Source organism: Bacillus pumilus, from assembly GCF_900186955.1.
Lineage (GTDB): Bacteria > Bacillota > Bacilli > Bacillales > Bacillaceae > Bacillus > Bacillus pumilus.
The window spans coordinates 2,875,754-2,893,525 of sequence record NZ_LT906438.1; the positions used below are offsets into that span (position 1 = coordinate 2,875,754).

The 17,772-nt window shown below is 47.5% G+C and carries 25 protein-coding genes and 3 pseudogenes; all 28 read right to left on the reverse strand.

Annotation, left to right across the window (positions count from 1 at the left end):
• Positions 1-22: 22 nt before the first annotated feature.
• Positions 23-154 (reverse strand): annotated as a pseudogene (locus CKW02_RS20805) (DUF7448 domain-containing protein); the annotation flags it as partial.
• 167 nt (positions 155-321) lie between these two features.
• A complete protein-coding gene (locus CKW02_RS20175; protein ID WP_003213251.1) occupies positions 322-492 on the reverse strand; it encodes a hypothetical protein in 171 nt (56 codons plus the stop codon).
• Between the two features lie 96 nt (positions 493-588).
• A complete protein-coding gene (locus CKW02_RS15050; protein WP_231953204.1) occupies positions 589-1,098 on the reverse strand; it encodes a hypothetical protein in 510 nt (169 codons plus the stop codon).
• A 217-nt stretch (positions 1,099-1,315) separates the two neighbouring features.
• Complete coding sequence (nrdF, locus tag CKW02_RS15055) at positions 1,316-2,305, reverse strand: class 1b ribonucleoside-diphosphate reductase subunit beta (protein ID WP_003213156.1); 990 nt, start codon at positions 2,303-2,305, stop codon at positions 1,316-1,318.
• Positions 2,306-2,584: 279 nt separating this feature from the next.
• Positions 2,585-3,382 carry a DNA-methyltransferase gene (locus CKW02_RS15060; RefSeq protein ID WP_003212938.1) on the reverse strand — a complete coding sequence of 266 codons (798 nt, stop codon included), beginning with the start codon at positions 3,380-3,382 and terminating at the stop codon, positions 2,585-2,587.
• A gap of 184 nt (positions 3,383-3,566) precedes the next feature.
• Positions 3,567-4,880 (reverse strand): annotated as a pseudogene (locus CKW02_RS15065) (ribonucleoside-diphosphate reductase subunit alpha); the annotation flags it as partial.
• A gap of 64 nt (positions 4,881-4,944) precedes the next feature.
• Positions 4,945-5,676 (reverse strand): NUMOD3 domain-containing DNA-binding protein, encoded by a 732-nt coding sequence (locus tag CKW02_RS15070; RefSeq protein WP_003213364.1) that lies wholly within the window; start codon positions 5,674-5,676, stop codon positions 4,945-4,947.
• Between the two features lie 153 nt (positions 5,677-5,829).
• Positions 5,830-6,615, reverse strand: a pseudogene (locus CKW02_RS15075) (ribonucleotide reductase N-terminal alpha domain-containing protein); the annotation flags it as partial.
• A complete protein-coding gene (locus tag CKW02_RS15080) occupies positions 6,605-7,366 on the reverse strand; it encodes a DNA-methyltransferase (protein ID WP_003212769.1) in 762 nt (253 codons plus the stop codon). The gene CKW02_RS15080 and the pseudogene CKW02_RS15075, both read right to left, overlap by 11 nt.
• A gap of 4 nt (positions 7,367-7,370) precedes the next feature.
• The gene (gene nrdI / locus CKW02_RS15085; RefSeq protein ID WP_034620096.1) at positions 7,371-7,730 is read right to left on the reverse strand and encodes a class Ib ribonucleoside-diphosphate reductase assembly flavoprotein NrdI; all 360 of its coding nucleotides are present in this window, start codon (positions 7,728-7,730) and stop codon (positions 7,371-7,373) included.
• Positions 7,727-7,891, reverse strand: a complete 165-nt coding sequence (locus CKW02_RS20180; protein ID WP_003213052.1) for a hypothetical protein — start codon at positions 7,889-7,891, stop codon at positions 7,727-7,729. Before CKW02_RS20180 ends, nrdI begins: the two co-directional genes overlap by 4 nt.
• Entirely contained in the window at positions 7,888-8,061 is a 174-nt protein-coding gene (locus tag CKW02_RS20185; protein ID WP_003213391.1) for a hypothetical protein, read from the reverse strand. Before CKW02_RS20185 ends, CKW02_RS20180 begins: the two co-directional genes overlap by 4 nt.
• On the reverse strand, positions 8,058-8,225 hold the full coding sequence (locus tag CKW02_RS20190; protein ID WP_003212947.1) for a hypothetical protein: 168 nt from the start codon (positions 8,223-8,225) through the stop codon (positions 8,058-8,060). The genes CKW02_RS20185 and CKW02_RS20190 overlap by 4 nt, the downstream gene beginning before the upstream one ends.
• On the reverse strand, positions 8,222-8,425 hold the full coding sequence (locus CKW02_RS15090) for a hypothetical protein (RefSeq protein WP_003213649.1): 204 nt from the start codon (positions 8,423-8,425) through the stop codon (positions 8,222-8,224). The genes CKW02_RS20190 and CKW02_RS15090 overlap by 4 nt, the downstream gene beginning before the upstream one ends.
• A 2-nt stretch (positions 8,426-8,427) precedes the next feature.
• Positions 8,428-8,781, reverse strand: coding sequence for a hypothetical protein (locus CKW02_RS15095; protein WP_034620097.1), 354 nt, complete (start codon positions 8,779-8,781; stop codon positions 8,428-8,430).
• Positions 8,774-9,037 (reverse strand): hypothetical protein, encoded by a 264-nt coding sequence (locus tag CKW02_RS15100; protein ID WP_003213277.1) that lies wholly within the window; start codon positions 9,035-9,037, stop codon positions 8,774-8,776. The genes CKW02_RS15095 and CKW02_RS15100 overlap by 8 nt, the downstream gene beginning before the upstream one ends.
• A gap of 5 nt (positions 9,038-9,042) precedes the next feature.
• Complete coding sequence (locus CKW02_RS15105) at positions 9,043-9,561, reverse strand: hypothetical protein (protein WP_003212848.1); 519 nt, start codon at positions 9,559-9,561, stop codon at positions 9,043-9,045.
• Positions 9,562-10,122, reverse strand: a complete 561-nt coding sequence (locus CKW02_RS15110) for a RuvC family protein (protein WP_003212712.1) — start codon at positions 10,120-10,122, stop codon at positions 9,562-9,564.
• Positions 10,119-10,316, reverse strand: a complete 198-nt coding sequence (locus CKW02_RS15115; protein WP_034620098.1) for a hypothetical protein — start codon at positions 10,314-10,316, stop codon at positions 10,119-10,121. The genes CKW02_RS15110 and CKW02_RS15115 overlap by 4 nt, the downstream gene beginning before the upstream one ends.
• Positions 10,316-11,365, reverse strand: coding sequence for a hypothetical protein (locus CKW02_RS15120; protein ID WP_003213253.1), 1,050 nt, complete (start codon positions 11,363-11,365; stop codon positions 10,316-10,318). The genes CKW02_RS15115 and CKW02_RS15120 overlap by 1 nt, the downstream gene beginning before the upstream one ends.
• Positions 11,366-12,088: a 3'-5' exonuclease gene (locus tag CKW02_RS15125; protein WP_003213221.1), complete on the reverse strand. Its 723-nt coding sequence runs from the start codon at positions 12,086-12,088 to the stop codon at positions 11,366-11,368.
• A complete protein-coding gene (locus tag CKW02_RS15130) occupies positions 12,088-14,322 on the reverse strand; it encodes a DNA polymerase (RefSeq protein ID WP_003213602.1) in 2,235 nt (744 codons plus the stop codon). Before CKW02_RS15130 ends, CKW02_RS15125 begins: the two co-directional genes overlap by 1 nt.
• 177 nt (positions 14,323-14,499) lie before the next feature.
• Complete coding sequence (locus CKW02_RS15135) at positions 14,500-15,243, reverse strand: hypothetical protein (RefSeq protein WP_003213488.1); 744 nt, start codon at positions 15,241-15,243, stop codon at positions 14,500-14,502.
• A gap of 40 nt (positions 15,244-15,283) precedes the next feature.
• Positions 15,284-15,718 (reverse strand): hypothetical protein, encoded by a 435-nt coding sequence (locus CKW02_RS15140; RefSeq protein WP_003212809.1) that lies wholly within the window; start codon positions 15,716-15,718, stop codon positions 15,284-15,286.
• Positions 15,719-15,973: a hypothetical protein gene (locus CKW02_RS15145; protein ID WP_003212674.1), complete on the reverse strand. Its 255-nt coding sequence runs from the start codon at positions 15,971-15,973 to the stop codon at positions 15,719-15,721. It lies immediately after the preceding gene.
• A 13-nt stretch (positions 15,974-15,986) separates the two neighbouring features.
• On the reverse strand, positions 15,987-16,766 hold the full coding sequence (locus CKW02_RS15150; protein WP_003213097.1) for a hypothetical protein: 780 nt from the start codon (positions 16,764-16,766) through the stop codon (positions 15,987-15,989).
• Between the two features lie 249 nt (positions 16,767-17,015).
• Entirely contained in the window at positions 17,016-17,540 is a 525-nt protein-coding gene (locus CKW02_RS15155) for a magnesium transporter CorA family protein (protein WP_034620099.1), read from the reverse strand.
• Positions 17,537-17,680, reverse strand: coding sequence for a hypothetical protein (locus tag CKW02_RS20335; protein WP_169901769.1), 144 nt, complete (start codon positions 17,678-17,680; stop codon positions 17,537-17,539). Before CKW02_RS20335 ends, CKW02_RS15155 begins: the two co-directional genes overlap by 4 nt.
• Between the last annotated feature and the right edge of the window lie 92 nt (positions 17,681-17,772).

Consider the following 17,772-nt stretch of genomic DNA (forward strand, 5'->3'; position numbering starts at 1 on the left):
CGACTGCGCACACGTACCTCATCTACTCGTCCTCCAATAATTCGAAATCGACCGATTCCGAGTAATAGCCGTTAACTGATTCGAACCAACGGATAGTAACGTCGCCTTGGATGGTCGCAAACTTGTAAAAAGTCGACGTGTACGAACAGCAGTGATATTCTTCCGAACGTTCATCTACTCGCCCTCCTTTTTAACCGCGCCCGTAAGTAAGGCCGCCGCAATAGTAACGAAGTAAATTACGGTCTCTACGTTGGATGGCCTAGAACATTCCAACCACGTCGCGGTACCGATTATCACTATTCCCGCTAGAATATAACGCATTTATTCGCCCTCCTTCGCCTTCTTACCGTCCTCAAACGGTAGCGTAACAACGTATAACAAGAACGGCGCTCCCGCCGCCACGAACCACCAAAAGCCCGCTGCATGTGCGTACCAAAATGCCGGCACGATGGACGCCGCAATTAAAGCGCCTCGATTAATCGTCTGTCGCATACGATCAGCTCCTTATTTTCGCTTTCACTTATACAGTCGCATGTGGGCGGTGGAAATCGGGACATTAATCGGCAGGAAAATGAAAATATCCGGTTATCAGGCGCTTTTACTCCGTCCCCAATTTGATTCGCGGATGAGTTCGAAAGTCCAACCGTTGTAATCGGCTCGTTCACCGCGAAGACATTTCTTAATGGTGGGTCGGTGCAGGCCGTGTTTGGCTGCGAAGGGTCGTAGGCCGGAAACCGTAAATGATTCACCGGAAGGCGATGTCGCTTTGAATAGCAATCTCGCTTTCGTTAGGTCTCTATTTCGATTATTTACAGCCTGGGAAACGAAAGTGCACGTATTTAATGAATAGACCATTTCAGATTTAGGAATACCTTTCTGCTTTAAGTCCTTATCTAAAAATATCTTTCTATCAGCAAATAAATCAGGCTCAAATCCGTCTATGAACGTGAAATCTTTGACGAAATTGGCAAAACAATGCCACTTCTCGCAGACAGTAACGCCTTTAGCACCGTAATCTTGAAATTGGGGAGAGTTTTCATCGTAACAGCGTTCCAACATTCCATTCCAAACGTTATACTCTCTTTTGTGATCCACCATTCTTGCGTCTCCGAGATACCCCACGCCGAAAACAGTCCTTTCAGTTCGATCTCTAACAGTACCTCTAGTAATTTGAACCTTCTCGACAGCATATTGATAGCCTGATTTAGTGAATCTGACTACATATTTACAGGCCCTCCCTTTCTGTCCGCTAATTTTATCTATTACAGTAAATTCGTGTCCGGAATTATTAGAATACGTTGCGCCAATTATGGAACTAGGCGTCAAAGTGAAAATCCTCATCTCTAAGCGCCTCGACCGTCGCCTTTTTGTAGCCGTTCCCTTGCATGCTAAAGAAGTCATGTGCCTTCGTCTTCGTACTCAGTCCGTTAATCACGATCGGGTTGACCAGCTCATCCGGAAAGTGCGCATCGAATCCGAGGTTCATGAGCGCCTTATTCGCGTTGTACCTAACGAAAGCCTTAACGTCATGCGCCAAGCCGACCGCACCGTACACATCGTCCGTATATGCGACTTCATTCTCGTACAGCTCCGTTAATAACCCGAGCGACCATTCGTGTAAATCCGCCCTCACGTCGTCCGTCTGACGGTTGTATATTTCCTGCGCAAGCAAACCGACGTAGACGCCATGGATCGCTTCGTCACGGATAATAAGGTTAATAATCTCGCCGCTCTGCATCATGCGCCCTTGACCGTAGAAATACAACGGGTAATAAAAGCCGCTGTAGAATAGGAAACTTTCGAGATATACCGAAGCGACCATCGCTTTATACAACGAAATGTCGTCGCCTGCCTTGATATCGCGATAAAGGTCGGTGATCAGCTTCGCTTTGCGTTGCAAGTACCGGTTCTCTTTAACCCATTCGAAGACGGCCGTAATAGTTTCCGAAGGCGCAAGCGTTAGAAAGATATTCGAGTAAGACTTCGCATGTACTGCGTTCTCCATCATCGCCATGAAGTTGAGGACGGCCTTGCGTTGGTGACCGTCTACGTGCGCCATGATGGCGGGCATGCCGGTGTTTCCTTGCTCCGTATCTAATAACGTCAGGCCGGCGAGCACTTTCATATACGTGTCGCGTTCGGCAGGCGTCAGGTCTTTCCACGCGAGTAGGTCGCCGTTAAGCGAAATCTCCTCCGGTAGCCAAAACTGCTTGACGTTCTGATCGTAGAACATGGCCGTAAAATTATCGTCTGATTGCGACCAGTTGGCCGCTGTGTATATTTCATTTTCGATAGGTTCCGTCATTATTAATCCTCCTAACGATAGTTTTTTAAAAAGTTTGATTCAGACACTTTAAAGCACATCTACATGTTGAAAGAAGGCTTTCTTAACCGTTGTATCCGCCACTCCACACTGCTCTGCTACACTGGTAAATGTGTTCTTACCTTTGATAGATTCCTTGCCTATGCGCTTGAATAATCGCCCTGTAATCTTGTCGTTTCTTGCGATAGAGATAAAGTAGTCAGAGAATGTAGAATCGCAGTGAGGGCATTTGTAACGATTTTGAATGACTTCGAGAAAGTCTTATTGGTAGGAAGCTAAATCATCACCTAATTGGACTTGTTCAAGACGTTTATTAGCAAGTTGGTAAAACGTTGGGTCAGTCTCAAAACCTATCCATTTTCTTTGGCTGATTATAGATGCGACAGCTGTTGTGCCAGAACCCATGCAGTTATCGAGAACTATATCTGATTGGTCTGTGTAAGTTCGTATCAAATATTCGCACATCTCCACAGGTTTTTGTGTTGGGTGGATATTATCTTTATCTTTTAAAAATGTTTGGATACTTACTGGATGTCTGCCCTCATTTACTTTTTCAAAATTGTCTCGCAACGAGCCTCCGTTGAAGATTTCTCCCTTGTGGCTGCTTCTCTTAACCTTATATTCCTTCCCTTCTGTTTTTTGCGGAAAATAAGTTGCCGTACCCTTTTTGTTTGGACTTGCAGGAAGTTTACTGAAAACGAGAATATTTTCATGAACCTTAAGTGGTTGGTGGTTAGAGTTTAGGAAATTCGCTCCCTTTGTTTTATCCCAAATCCATTCGTACCTGAACATAGAAGGATTACTGTTAACTAAATAACTTGTAAACGGTTGACTACCGAACAGAACGACATTGCCAGTTTCTTTGATGATTCGTTTGTACTGCTCCCATAACTTTTCAATTGGGATGATTTTATCCCACCTTTTAACGTCAGTTGTTCCGTAAGGTAAGTCACATAAAATTAAGTCTACGGATTCATCAGGAATTAATTTCATCCCTTCGAGACAGTCCATTTGATATATTCTATTAAGTTCTAAGCTCCCGAGTAACTCTTTCTCCATATAACGCCTCCGAATATTTATATTTTTTTGTATAAACATTCATCTACCTAACATGAATATTCATACAGTCCCACACAGGATCCTTTGCCGAAGATTCCCTATGAAAGTTGACGTAACTGCTAATCTACCTTGTTAATTATTTACAGGGTTTCCCCTGAGAAGTTTGTATGCCCAAATATTATTGTCAGACTGCGCAACTTAGACAGCCTTCCTGCCCAGTATCTTTAGTGCGCGCATAATAAAGCGTCTTGATGCCTTTGTGGTGCGCGTACAGGTCAATTCGATTCAAATCGCGCGTCGTCATCGTATCTTTTAAGAACAGCGTAAATGAGATGCCTTGGTCGACGTGCTGCTGAATCGTAGCGATCATATCGACGACCTTAAACATATCCATGTCGTACGCTTCTTTATAGAAGAACCAGTTTTGCGGCGATAACCCCGGCATTGGATAGTACGTCTTCGAGTTTCCGTAAGTCCGTTCCTCAATGCGCTCCATAATCGGCATGACCGAAGCTGTCGCCGACTGTACATACGAAATAGATCCGTTAGGCGCAATCGCAAGTCTATAGGCGTGGTATAGTCCGTGAAGATTTACGTTATCGCTCAGGACTTGCCATTCGAGAGGCGTCGGAATCACGATGTCTTTAAACAACGCCCGCACTTTATCCGTTTTTGGTCGGTAATCACCTTCGAGGTACTTATCGAAATACTCTCCGCTCGCATACGTAGATCCCTCGTAGCCTTCAAACGTAGTTCCCGTTTCCTGCGCCAATTCATTCGAGCGCACTAACGTCCAGTAATTGACCGTAGCGAAGAATACGTTAGCAAAGTCACGAGCTTCTTCCGATTCATATGCGATTCCATTCTGCGCTAAATAGCCGTGCAGATTCATCGCGCCAAGTCCGATAGAACGCATCTCACGGTTAGCCTTTGCGACGGCCGGCGCGTTCTTGATATTCGTAGATTCCGAAACTACGGTCAGCGCATCGACGGCTAGTTTGACGGCGTTTTCGATCGATCCACCCGCCATTACATTCGCGATATTAAGAGAGCCGAGGTTGCACGAAATATCTAAGCCGATATCGTCCGGTTCGCCATAGTCGGTGTATTCCGAGACGGTCGAAGCCTGAAGCACCTCCGAACAGAGATTCGAGAACTTAACGCGGCTGATATGGTTCAGCGCATGCTCTCGGTTAACGTTGTCTTGAAACATCATGTACGGATACCCCGACTCTGAACGCAGAACGGCCATCTTTTCGAGTAGCTGGCGCGGGTTAATACGTTCCTTCCGCACCGCCGGATTATTCACGAGTTCATCGTACATTGCGCCGATATCCATTTCGTCTAAATGCGTGCCGTACGCCTTATAGACCGTATGCGGATAGAAAACGTAAGCCGGTCGGTCTTCTCGCGCTAGTTCGATGAATTTGTCGGGCACAACGACGCCGATTGACAGCGTTTTGACTCGGACGTCTTCATCTGCCGAGATTTTTTTGGTCAGTTACCCTCGTATTTCTACGAGGACTGGACTATATCATCGTCTACGTGAGACGCCTTGCGCTTCAACCGGTGCTAATCTCCGGCTTACTATTAGTCTCTACACCTTCCGAGCACCGATAATAATTTTTGAACTTTGGGTTGTTCACACGACTTGTGATAGTCGTCCGGCTAATCCCTAACTGACGACTCGCCTCTGCCATTGAACGATAAAATACGCCATTTACACATATCCTTGCGTTATTCCCATTGTTCAAACGAAGTTTTAAGCATTCACTCTCTGATTTTACTCGTCCTTTATGTGCCTCAGACATTTTACGTCGCGTCTCTGTCGTATGTTTTCTGCCATCGAATCGTTTAGTTATTAAACTACGCATCATCTGCATGTGCTCCATATTGTTGTACCATGGATTATTTTCACCTGAATTTATTACAGATAATTTCCGCTTAACATCTTCACTATGTGTCCGCCCAAACATTGGGTTTTTATGTCCCGTGTACGACATTCCGAATGCGTTGTGATACAAGTTATACCTTAGATGTTTGTCGCATCTATCTATCCAATACTGCTCAGCTTCGAAAAGAGCGTGCCTTTCAATTTCACCGAAACTCTGCAATACTTTAAATTCAAAAGCTTTTTCGCCCATCAAATTAAAATCCTCTTGTAAAGGCTGATTGTGGTGTATGCCCTTTCTTAGTAAGTTGATGTGAGCATTTTTTCTTTTTTGAAAATCTGAACTACTTCCGATATAACACTTACCGTTTTTCATGTTTTTAATTTCGTAAACAGCGTTCACTTTTTCACCTCCTTTGGTGCTCGGCTTGGCACGGGATTGCCACCACCCTTACGTGCTGAGGTTTCCCCGTTAGCCCTCGTATGAGGACACCGCTTTTGCATGCGTTCACAAGGTTTTCACTACCCAATCGCTTGGATAGGCGACTACCATTTAATCGAGAAAATCATTAATATCCGCGTGGAATACGTTTAGATAAGCTGCGCCCGCGCCCTGTCTTTGGCCCATCTGATCCGCATATCGGAACGCATTATCGAGTAGCTTCATAACGCCGACTACGCCTTTAGTCGCTCCGGCAACGTCCTTAATCGACTCACCTTTTGCGCGAATCTTTGAAAGATTAAGCGACACGCCCCCACCTGACTTCGATAGCTGCATCGAAATGTCGATTGCGCGTGAGATATCGTTCAGCGAGTCGTTAACTTCGAGCAGGAAACACGACACCATCTCGCCTCTACGCTTGCGCCCGGCATTTAAAAACGTAGGAGTCGCCGGTTGGTATTCCTGGCGGATCATTAGTTTCGCAAACTCGATCGCCTTGGCCCCGTCACCTTTTCCGAAGTACAGCGCACAGCAAGCGATACGGTCTTCGTAGCGTTCGAGAATCTTTTTGCGATCGTTCGTCTTCAGCGCGTAGTCGTTGTAGAATTTGAATGCGCTCATGAACGAAGGGAATCGGAACTTTGCGGCGTAGGCCGTTTTATAGACTGCCTTGATTTCCTCGAATGTATAAGCGTCAAGGAACTCCGTCTCGTAGTAATCGTTATCGCGCAGATAGTCGAGCTTTTCTTTTAAATCGTGGAAAAATACGGTGTTTTGATTTACGTAGTCTATAAAATAAGCACGGACGGCCTCTTCGTCTTTCTCGAATTGAAACCGCCCGTCTTTTTGAATCATAATTTCGTTATTTAACTCGATATAACTTGCGCTGCTATTTGTCATGTGGCGCCTCCTTTATTGATGATCCCCGTACACTAGAATCTAAACGCTGATTAGCTCTCTTCGCATATTCTGTCTCAATCTCAAAACCTATAAAATTACGATTTAATTGAGTCGCCGCTACCGCCGTTGTCCCTGAACCTATACAACTATCAAGAATAATGTCGCCTTCATTTGTGAACGTTTTAATTAGCCACTCGAATAGTTTCACTGGTTTTTGGGTTGGATGACCTCCCTTTTCACGGATTTGGGGAATCTCAATTATCGACGTTGGGTATCTCCTGCCGTCGCTCTTCGTTTCATTCTCATTTTGGCTCCCATAGTTACTTGTTGAATGTTTCCGTCTCACTTCGTAAGAGTCTCCGAATGTAAATTGAGGATTGTATGTCGGAGGTTTCTTATAAAAAATTAAAATGTCCTCGTGTTTTCTTAGGGGCATCCTTTTCGCATTGAGGAATCCGGTTATTTGCTTTTTATCCCAAGTAATGTCGTACCTGAATAATTTCGGATTACTCGATACTAATAAACTAGTGAAAGGCTGTGCCGCTGTAAGCACTATCGCGCCGTTATCTTTTACGACTCTTTCGTACTGTTCCCAAAGAGAGTCTAAAGGAATAACAATATCCCACTTATTTCGAGTTGTGCCGTAAGGTAAATCGCAAAGTATCATATCGATCGACTTATCCGGCAGCATACGCATCCCTTCGATACAATCGCGCTGATATATCCGATTCAATTCGAGTTCCCCGATCATCTCTTTACCCAAGCGCCTTCACCCTTTCCGTAAATTGTTTTACGTCCTCTTCCGTCCCTGCTAATTCGAATTTACCGATCACCGGCACATCATAAAGCGTCGCAATAACGTCGGCAGCCGCTCCAAAGCCGTCTCCCCAATTTCGATTTCCCGACGCCGCTATGCCGACCATCCAATCGCCATTATCCTTAAGCCATTCGCTTACCGTTGCGGGCGGCTGACCGAAGTCGTAAGTCGGCGTTACCAGCACGAACGGTTCCTCAACGACCTCGCCGGTCTTGATTTCGCGTGCCTGACCGCCTAGTCCGGTCTTAGCGATGAACCGCCGCACGTTGCCCGTCAGCGAGTAGAAATATACGTTCACGGCTGAACTCCGGTCGCGTACGCTAATAAAACCGCAGTAGGAATGATCAGCAAGACGAGGCCGGCTATTTTCGTCGTGATTTCTTCGTATGATTTCGCCTTCATCCCGCCCACAAAAATGATGAGGATCGCGAGGCTGAATAACGCAATGTACGTACTCATTCGTCTCCACCTTCCGATTCATCTAACGAAGAAAGTTCGGCTTCAAGTTTTCCCACCTTTTCATATGCGTGACTAACCTCTCTTTCTAAGTCTTCAATTTCGCTTTTTCCGACTTCGATCATTTCGTAAATTCCGAATAGTTCCGTCTCTATTTCTTCTCTCGTTCTCATCCGCGGTCACCCTTTCCGAAATCGTCCATGCTTCGTCCTAACTTATTTAACTGCCGTTCAACCTCTGCGATACCTTCTTCGCCAAAGTACGCCGGATCTGCGCCGAGAACTTTGGACGCTTCTTCCATCGCCTTGGCGTAAATAGTGTCGTCGTTGTCCGTCATCCACGCCCACCTCTCCGCTCAATTTCCGCTTCTAATTCCGCAATTCTAGCAGCCGTCCGGTCACGCTCGATTTCCGTCTCGACGCGTTTCAGTTCTAGTCGCATGAGTGCGTATTCGTGATCGCCTAAATCCGATTCGAGTCGCCGTTTCATGTCGAGTAAATTAGCGATTGGCGCAACGAAAATATCACCGTATTCCATCGTCATTTACCTCCAATCGTGTCGAGGATTTCTATGATTGCGTAGTATTCCGGATTCAAAACCGCTTTTATTCCGTTTACACCCAAAATGCAAGCGAGTATTAACAGAAACACCGAGATGAAAACGCACCAACCAAAGGCGATAGCTAAACCGTCAGGTATTACACCTTTGCGTCTTTTGGCTTCTCGCATGCACAATATCGGAATTACTATCGCAATTAATAAAAGAACTAATGAAGCGCCGATACTTACACCTCCGCCGACCACCGCCTGCTTAACGAGCACTCCGTAAACGTGTTCCGCCGCCACTCCGAGCTTTGCGGCTAATTTGTCGATGTAAGCCATCGCTTTATCCATTTGCGCCCGCCTCCTTCGTTGCGTTCTCTAGTGCACGTCTCACAGCCAATCCGTTAAGTACATGCGTAAAGTCAATCGCATTCTTCTGTTCTCCCGTATAGTGATTGAACATGACTCCGAGAGCCGCGGTTGCAGCCGTAAAGAATTCAGTTAAATCCACCTTTTCTAATTCCGCAATAAAATGCTCTGACTCCTCGTTAAAAACTTCCCCTAACGCGCCTACAATTTTAATTACGTGTTGTTCGTGGTTATCCATCCGAATCACTCCATATCGATTTTATAGTCGGTCGTAATCGTGTTTTCCGGTAAGTAAAATTCGTACGTATTTAAACCCGTGCTCTTACCGTAGAAGAATCGTGCAATAGCCGATTTATACTGGACGTCATAAGTGAGAACGTAAGGCTTTTCGTAAGTACCTTCTCGAATCTTGGACGATAATATCTCCGCTTTATTGATCGTTGTAAAACCGTCCTTCTCGACCGCGTAATAAAAATACGGTTCAGCGGAGGCTGTTCCCGACCCTAAAACGAATCTTCCCGAGGATTCGGATGTGTCTTTTAGCGAGGAGACTTCGCTTTTGACGGGATCTGCCGAATGAGTAGGCAAGAAAAACCCCGGAATAAGCACGATGCATACTGCGAGTAAACCTGCTAACATTCCGAAGAAACCCGCGGCTAAGTAGTCTAGAAAATCCACGTAAGCATACCCGAGCGAGCCAAGTAGACAAACAGCAAATCCTATAGAAACTACAACAAAAGTAATAATTAAACCTGCGCCCATCTATTTCGCCCCTTTCGGTTTCTCAAGTACGCCTTCATCGATCAGCCACGCAAGCCCAATCGCAGCCGCATCCGATTCATCAAAGTTGGCGAAGGTTCCGTCGTAGCCTGTTATCCGTCTTACGCCCGCCTCTACTTCGTCCTTTTCTGCGTTGCCCGATCCGGCGACCAATGACTTAACGCGCGTCGCGGATATGCCGAGATCTTCCGTCTTTTTGCCCGGCTTCTTGTATTTATCGAACGTCAGCCCGAATCGTGACGTCGCTCTTTCACACGCGTTCCAAGCGCTGAGTACCGGATAGTTAGACCGTGACGTCTTGCCCGCAAAGTCTTCGCGAACCACGTAATCAAAGCCGGCGGTTCCGACATGCTTATCGAGAAACAGCATCGCCCATCCTTCGATAACCTCCGCTCGGTGCGCATGTGATCGGCTCGTATTCGGCTTGACGTGGCTTAGCGCCTTGATGATCGGCTTACCTTTGCGGACTTCTATGATCGCGACGCCCGGACAGGTCATCGACGTGTCAAACGCAAGGCATCGGATAGGCTTGGCGGCGGTCATCCGAACCACCGGAAGAATTCGATTTTCTCCGTCTTTAACGCTTCTGCTGCAAGTTTATCCGGGCTATCCGCGCCTTTTGCGATTGCCGTTAATACCTCGGAATACAATTCGGACTCCTTACAGTGTGCCGCCTCATCGTCGAAGGCTATTTGTCGGATAACTTCAACGCGTTCTCTAACTTCATCGACCGTCATCAAACCGCCTCCCCTTCTCGGACTCTCTCAATAAATGCGAGCGCCTCTGCATACTGCTGCTTCGTACTTGCGTAGGCTCCCGATTTACGCATCTGCGCCACCTTACCGCGAATCACCGTCATTTCATCGTCTGTCAGCGACTTAGCAATCGCAGTCTTGAAGTTGTTGAACGTCCATGCTCCGAGGTCTAGTTCGGGCGGCGTACCCGCATCGACCGCATTTCGGATATCTACGAATCTATCAAGAATCGCGTCAATATCATGCGGCTTGATTTCGAGACCAAACGCTCGGATGTCCGGTGTCTTTTCAAATTCGCCTTCCGGATATACCCACGACTTTTTAGACGCATTGACGTAAAGAATGACGTAATAATCAACGCCGTACATCGGTCCATAAGTCACGCATTGTGCGACGTGCTTCGGGTCCGGTTCTCGCATCGAATGCAGCGACGTCCTAGCCGCGGATGTCTGCTTCGACTTGATTTCGAGTCCAACGCGTAGGATTTCGCCGTCTGCCGTCACATAACGCATGATGCCGTCGCAAGTTCCGTATAAGTAGAACGTCTGACCGCCGCGCTCGATCTTATGATTTCGTTTGGCAAAGTCCTCGAATACCGGCGTGCCATCTTCGTTGCGTTCGAAGTCAAACGGACATACACGACCCGTCTTTTTACCGAAGTGCTTCGCCATGAACAATATATCGCGCTGGATCATGTCGCCGATCGCCGTTCCTAAGCGCGTCCATCGTCCTTGATATGGCGGCTTTGATTCGACGTCTTTCGGGTCATTCAACGCCTTGTGGTACAATTCACGCGGACATGCGTTTGCTGCCGATGGTGAGAAATACGGGCGCTTCGGGAATACGTTTGGCGCTTCCGAATACCACCGGTGAATATCCGCATCTAGTTGGTTATCCCACGTCTCGGGCAACGAGTGCCATTCGTTAAGATATGATACGAGTTCATCTGCGATTGACTGCGCAAATGAAGGTTCCGAAGATCCGCCGTTACTAAGTAGTTGAGCCGCTAATTTTCGTTTGTCTGCCGTCAATTAATCACGTCCTTTCATATTGCGTTCGAGGATGGAACCGATCTTTAACGACATAGCTTCGTTATCCCTTAGCGCTTGGTAAATACGCAGCAGATCCGCTTTAGACAGCGCAACCATCTGAACCTCCCAAACGATTGCGTGCTTGGGAACGAATTTCATCGGTCTGTCCGGCGCCTCCATAACTACGTTCGCAAAGTCGTTATATTCATCGACTACTCGTGGTAAGTATCTACGGAATACTTCGATCGTTGCCTCTACGTCATTTAACGCGCGGTGATGACCGTCTAGCGAAATTCCAATTCGTTTGGTCACGTCCTTTAATGACGCTGATAACTCCGGTTCTACGAATCGTGCCATAGCTCTCGTACAATAGAAGCGTTCCGGCTCGATGTCACCACGACTAATGAACGAAAGATCAAACGGTGCATTCTGCGCAACGACGATAGCGTCTCCGATGAAGTTTTGTAATTCGTCCAGCGCGTCCCATTCTTCCGGGGCGTCTTCGAGGTCTTCTTCCGTGATTCCGGTTAAATTCGTAATGAATTCGGGTAGATCGCGACCTTCTTCTAATGCGACCATCGTATGAAAACGGCTTACCTCTTCGAATTCACGCACCCGACCGCCAAGTCGAATTTTAATTGCGCCAATTTCGATAATCTGATCCTTCTTATGATCGAGTCCCGTCGTTTCTAAATCGAGTACAACGTATGTTTGTGGAATCATTAAACCGCCCCTTTTCCTTGCCAGCCTTCGCCGACAATCCGTTTTTGTTTTTCGTAATCATCCTCGTTAGGGTAGTCATCACGGCTCACTTCACCGCTGAAGAATTCGCTTATCTTCAAACCCTCGCCCCATCTTCGGCTTATCTCGATGTCCGTCTTATTCGGTATGTTTCCGAACACGTACGTATTGACCATGACGTCCTCGAAGTCTTTTACGTCTTGCTGCGTAAGTGTATCCGGCACTAATAAAAGCGCCTCGTCATGAACCACGCACCATAAGCGCCATTCTCCACGTCCTTCAGCCGTCTTTCTATCGCATAACTCTTGCAGCGCAATCATGGTCGCCTTTGTTTGAATCGCGGCCGAGCCTTGAACGCGGGCATTCGTTGACTGCGTAAAGACCGCTGAGTAGTGCCCTTTTGCGCTCCGATCTTTTGCGTCAGGAAGGCGCCGTTTTCGCTGTAAATGGTCCATCCAAACGAAGCCGTGTTTCTTGACGAACTTCTGATTCGATTCGACCCATTCTTTAACGACCGGAAATCTCTCGAAGAAACTGTCGAGGAACTTTTGTGCCTCGTGCTTTTCAACGCCGATCGCATCTTTTAGCATGTTCGCGCCGCCCCCGTAAGCAACCGCAAGCATAATAACCTTCGCCTGTTTACGGTAGACAGACCCATCTCCGCATTCTTCGATCGGCTTACCGAACACTTCTGCCGCGATAGATGCGTATAAATCGTCGCCGCGGAAATAGTTATCGACTAGCTTCGGGTCTTGCGTAAAGTACGCCAGGCATCGGTATTCTTGTTGGCTCCAGTCACCGCCTAGTATTGCGTAGCCTTCGGGCGCAACGAATAATTTACGAGCCTTCTTCGGCTGGTTCTGTAGGTTGACGCCCGTTCCGCCGGAACTGAACCGGCCCGTCTTCGCTCCATTCGGATTGAAGTTCGTGTATAACTTGCCGGTCTTTTGATCGATTAGCTCCGGCAATGCGTTGATATACGTTGAATAAAGCTTAAAGCTGTCTTTATATTCGAGTAGCTTCTTAACTACCGGATACTTTTTCGCAAGTGGTTTAAGTACCTTCTTCGCATCGGTTGACGCTAGTGATTCGCCCGTTACCCGTTCAAGGGCCGGCTTTAACTGCGCCGGAGAGTTTATGTTGACGTCGCCTAGTTCTTCGATTAGCTCATCGTATAAACGGTCTAAGCCGCTTTTTAATTCGCGTCCATATTCCTCGGCGTAATCTAAATCAATATCGAAGCCGGTAGTCTCCATCTGCTGAACTACGCTGATCAACGGAACCTCTACCGTCTCGTAATAACGCAGTACTTCCGGCATTTTTGCGAGATGCTCCCGCTGGAAGTTTCGTAGCTTAAGCGTCACGTCACCGTCTTTAGCTGCATAGGCAAGCGCGATTTCTAAATCGTCTACTTCGTCAAAGCCGATCTTTCCGAACAGGTCACCGTAGGTACTCGACTCGATGCGCAAGTATTTTGTGACAAGGTTCTTAAGAGCAAATGACGGCTCGTTTTCGTTTAGAAGTCGCATAGCTTCCTGTGTATCCCACGTAAGTCCGCGCAGCTTAATTCCTTCGCGATCAAGCATATGAATATCGAACTTAGCGTTATGGGCGAGTTTGCCGACGGTCGGGTCTTCGTAGAAAGGTCGTAGAGTTTCGTTTACTAAATCTCGGCTTAATTGCGGTAGGATAGTTTTATGTCGCGTTGGAATATAAGCGTGTACGTCCGCTTTGATCGCCGTGATCACATGGCCGACGATATAATCGTTCCACACGTCAACGCCGGTCGTTTCTACGTCAAATACGATTTCTTCTTCGTTTTCAAGTAGCGCCACAAACTCGGCCAGCCGCTTTTCATCCGTGATCAGCCAGTAATTCTCCGGCGTTTCCTCGACCATTTTACGTAACTTATCTTCGCGGTTCTGCGCTTGCACCGTTTTCCAAAGACGCAGCGCTTCCGCCTTGCTGAATTTCTTCGGCTTGCCGGCTTTATTAACGCAGTCAGAAGGATCGCGCGCCAAGCGTCCGTCCTCCATAGCCGCCTTGACTTCGTCTAATTTCTGCCGGTCTGAATCGCTAAGTTTACTCGCGTAGATGCGACGCCATGCATCCTCGATTGGCTCGACGGCGTTGGCCGCTTGCTTACGTTTGGCAACGTCGGCCGCCGGCGCCGCCTTATGTCCATTTACGTTTAGTTTTAACGGCTTGATTTCCACGTCGCGTCCTCCTTTCTTCGTTAAAAGTCGATTTCGTCCGTCCACTTCCGCCTGTGTGCCGCCTCATTGTCCGCGTAAAACTCCGACCAGCAGTCGCCGTCGCAACAATACACATCGTATAGTGAGTCGTAAACGGCGGACTGGCCTTCGTTAATGGGCGCTTGGCAGGCGGCGCATTTAGCTGCGGTCAAAACGTGCCTCGACCGGAGTGACTAGCGTGATTCGATCTTTCTCTAAATAAAACACGTTATTAAACCCGCCCTTATCAACTGCCGCCACACGTACTAATCCGCCTTTGTCCTCGCCAACTTTCCCGAACCCCTTATTCGCAAACCATTCCGGATCATCATACGCAACAATATCGTCTTTCCGATACTCGTCAACTTTGCGTCCGATCTTCGCCCATTTCGCTTCGACAGAGTGTTTTGCTTCCGCTTCTTTGACGGCTGCGACTTCGTCTTCGGTTGCGAGGACTAATTCGGATTCACGCATCCAAACGGTTTCTCCAACAAACTCTCCGTTCTGAACCTTGCACTGAAACGGACGGTACTTTTTGTCATCGATCAAAACCTTAACGAAGTCTCCCTGAGCAACTTTCCATTCTTTAGCACAATCGATCACCTTCGCATAATCTCCGACTTTTAGGCGGGCATGCTTCTTGTGAAATGGAATGTAATCTTCTCGGGAAAGGGCGTTTAGATCGCCTTCATCGTCATAAAAATAAGCGTCTCCATCGCGATCAACCTCGTTGATTATATAAAACGCTCCGGCTGTTATATCGTGACACCCTTCCTTGGACATTAATAAACCGCCAACCTCCGCGTCTCTCTCAACGCGTTCATACTCCGCACCTTCATACGACACTTTCGTAATCTCTCCGCCCACCATATCGAGCGTCTTTACGCCTTTTAATGCCGCCATCTATTCGTCCTCCTTTTATTGACCGTCCGACCCGATAAGGTCAAACCGCCTCCGCTTCGTTTTCAATCGCCGCCAAGAAATCGCGATCTAAATTAAGTTTAAGTTCGACCCATTCCCGCTTACCTTCGTTTCGCTTCGGCATCCAATAGTCCGTAATGCCGCGGCACTCGAACATGTACGCTTTGGTTACGTCGGCTTCGATTAGCACGCCGATAAAATAGTCCGTGTCGGCTTTCGTGTACGGTTTGCCGGTGTTCTTGCGCCCACTAACTGTTAAAGTATCACGCTTCTTCCTGCGATCACGAATCGTCTTTACTTGAAACCGCTTGATCTCGCCGCTAAACGGATCGGCTGCGAGAATATCATAAGGCTCTTCGGTTTCCGGCTTGCTGACGCCTGACCAGCCGGCCGCCATTAAGGCAGCTCGGGCGATCATTTCGGCGAACTTGCCGATCGTTTCTTCTTTGTGCGCCATCTATTCGTCCTCCTTCGTGATATGCCCGGCTAAAATATCGCTAATAGATTCCGCAACTTCAACGTCGTTTGTCATTAACTGACGCGCATTATTCGCTATTTTCTCACCGTAAACTGCCTCGATGAGTCTCCACACGGTCGAAGTTGCTGCTTCGTAAATTGACGCCTTAATAACAATCAATTCCGCCAACGAAACTTCTACGGTGACCTTCTTCGATAAATCTAACGTCTGCGATTCCGTTTTAATTTCTCGCATCTATGCGTCCTCCTTAGAATCCGAGGTTTTCTTCGGCTGGTAGTTCGTCGTCTGCTGCCGTCTGAGATCCGCCGCCAAGCGATTCGCCAATTAACGCTAGGTCAAAGCCTGCCGCGACTAGATTTTCGAGCATTTCCTTTTCGTCAGCTTCGTAAATTAAGCCGTCAAATAAAGACATGTCGAACTCTTTGCCGTCTTGCGCTGCGAAATGCTTGCGTTCCACTTCCGTCAAATCCTCTTCCATATCGATAAGAGGCGTTAGCGAAACGACTGTACTCGTTCCTGAGCCGGACTTCTCTAACTCAAACGCGATACGACCGAGCTTCTTCTCTTGTTTCTTAATGACCGCATGAACAGTCGTAGCCTGCGGCTTAGAAAGATCGACGATGATTGGCTCGCCAGTTTCGAGGTTGATAAATCCTAGCGCATAACGTTCTTTTACGCGATATTTAGCCGCTTCTTGCTTAGCCGCTTCTTCCGCTTTAGCATCTCCGCGATCATCAGCCGCTTTCTTTTGGTCTTGATAATACTTCCATGCGCGATCCCATGACGTTAGGTTCGACTCAGGAAAGCCGTTCTTATTTAGCGTGCTTGGATTAGCCGCCGAGAACGAATTTACCTTCTTATAGATTCCGTATGAGAAGAAGCGAATCAGATCGAACGCACTCATTACGCGTACCTTATAAACCGTGCCCGTCTTAAAGCTCGCAAACTCAGCGCTATTACCGCCATTACCTTCATTTGTTGCGTTCAATGCGTTTAGAGCGTCAGCTCCGCTAGTGTACTTTGTCATCCGATTACCTCCGTTAATTTGTTTTAGGGTTTGACCCTCGCAAAACACCGGTATCTGCGCCCGAGACGCCGCCAGCGCACGGCATAGCGACGCGACAGTTTTACTTAACGAACGCCCCGGTATTCTCCGAGCGTCGGCGGTCATCCGCCGCCTTTATTCCGTCTCTCTTCGCTCACTAGCGACCAATACATGCCGCCGATAATGAAGGTCGAGATTGTGCCGACGAATGCGAAATACATTAAGAAGTCGTCAAACATACGCGGCAACTCCTCTCGCATAGCGCGTTACTTGGCGCTTGATTTCGAGAGATTCGGTAGGCAGTTCATCGACGCGCATTTGAACGGCATTGATTCGGGCTTGTAGCGCCATTCTTTTAGCTTTCGATCGAGTACGTTGGAGTTCTTCGGCTAACCAGCGTAGCTCTTCGTCTAATTCAGCCGAAAATGATTCGTATTGACTAATCGTTTCAGTTGCGTTTTTCTTTATGACTTCATAAGCGTCGATAAGTAAGCGCTTGGCGATCGACCCGGCGTTGTCTTTTTCCTTATAAACGGTAATAACGACGTTTGTGTCTACCGCAAAATGAATAACTACGCCTTTACTCGCGTACATGCGAGCCTCTTTGCCGGATTCATCTACAGTGATTCCGAGATACTGAGCGTGTTCCATTTTCTGCGCGATCCAATTACGTGCGGCATAATGATTATCGATGCCAAATCGGGTTTTAAATCGCTGCTTCGCGTGGTGGGTTATGGTTATTTCGGAAGGTTTCATCCGACGCGCACCGCCTTGATCGAAGTCGGTCGGTAATAGTCCGCCGGATCATCCTCGCGATATAACGCGCCTTCGTATTGTAATTCCGTTAATTTTTGGATGTTTACTACGGGTGGGAAATCGTTTGTAGGTTGTTTCATAGTACGTTAGCCTCCTTAATTTTTAGGTAAAACGTACTAGACGGAGGGTTGTTCGCATGGTGTTCGCTTGAAATTCGATTCTCAATCGATTA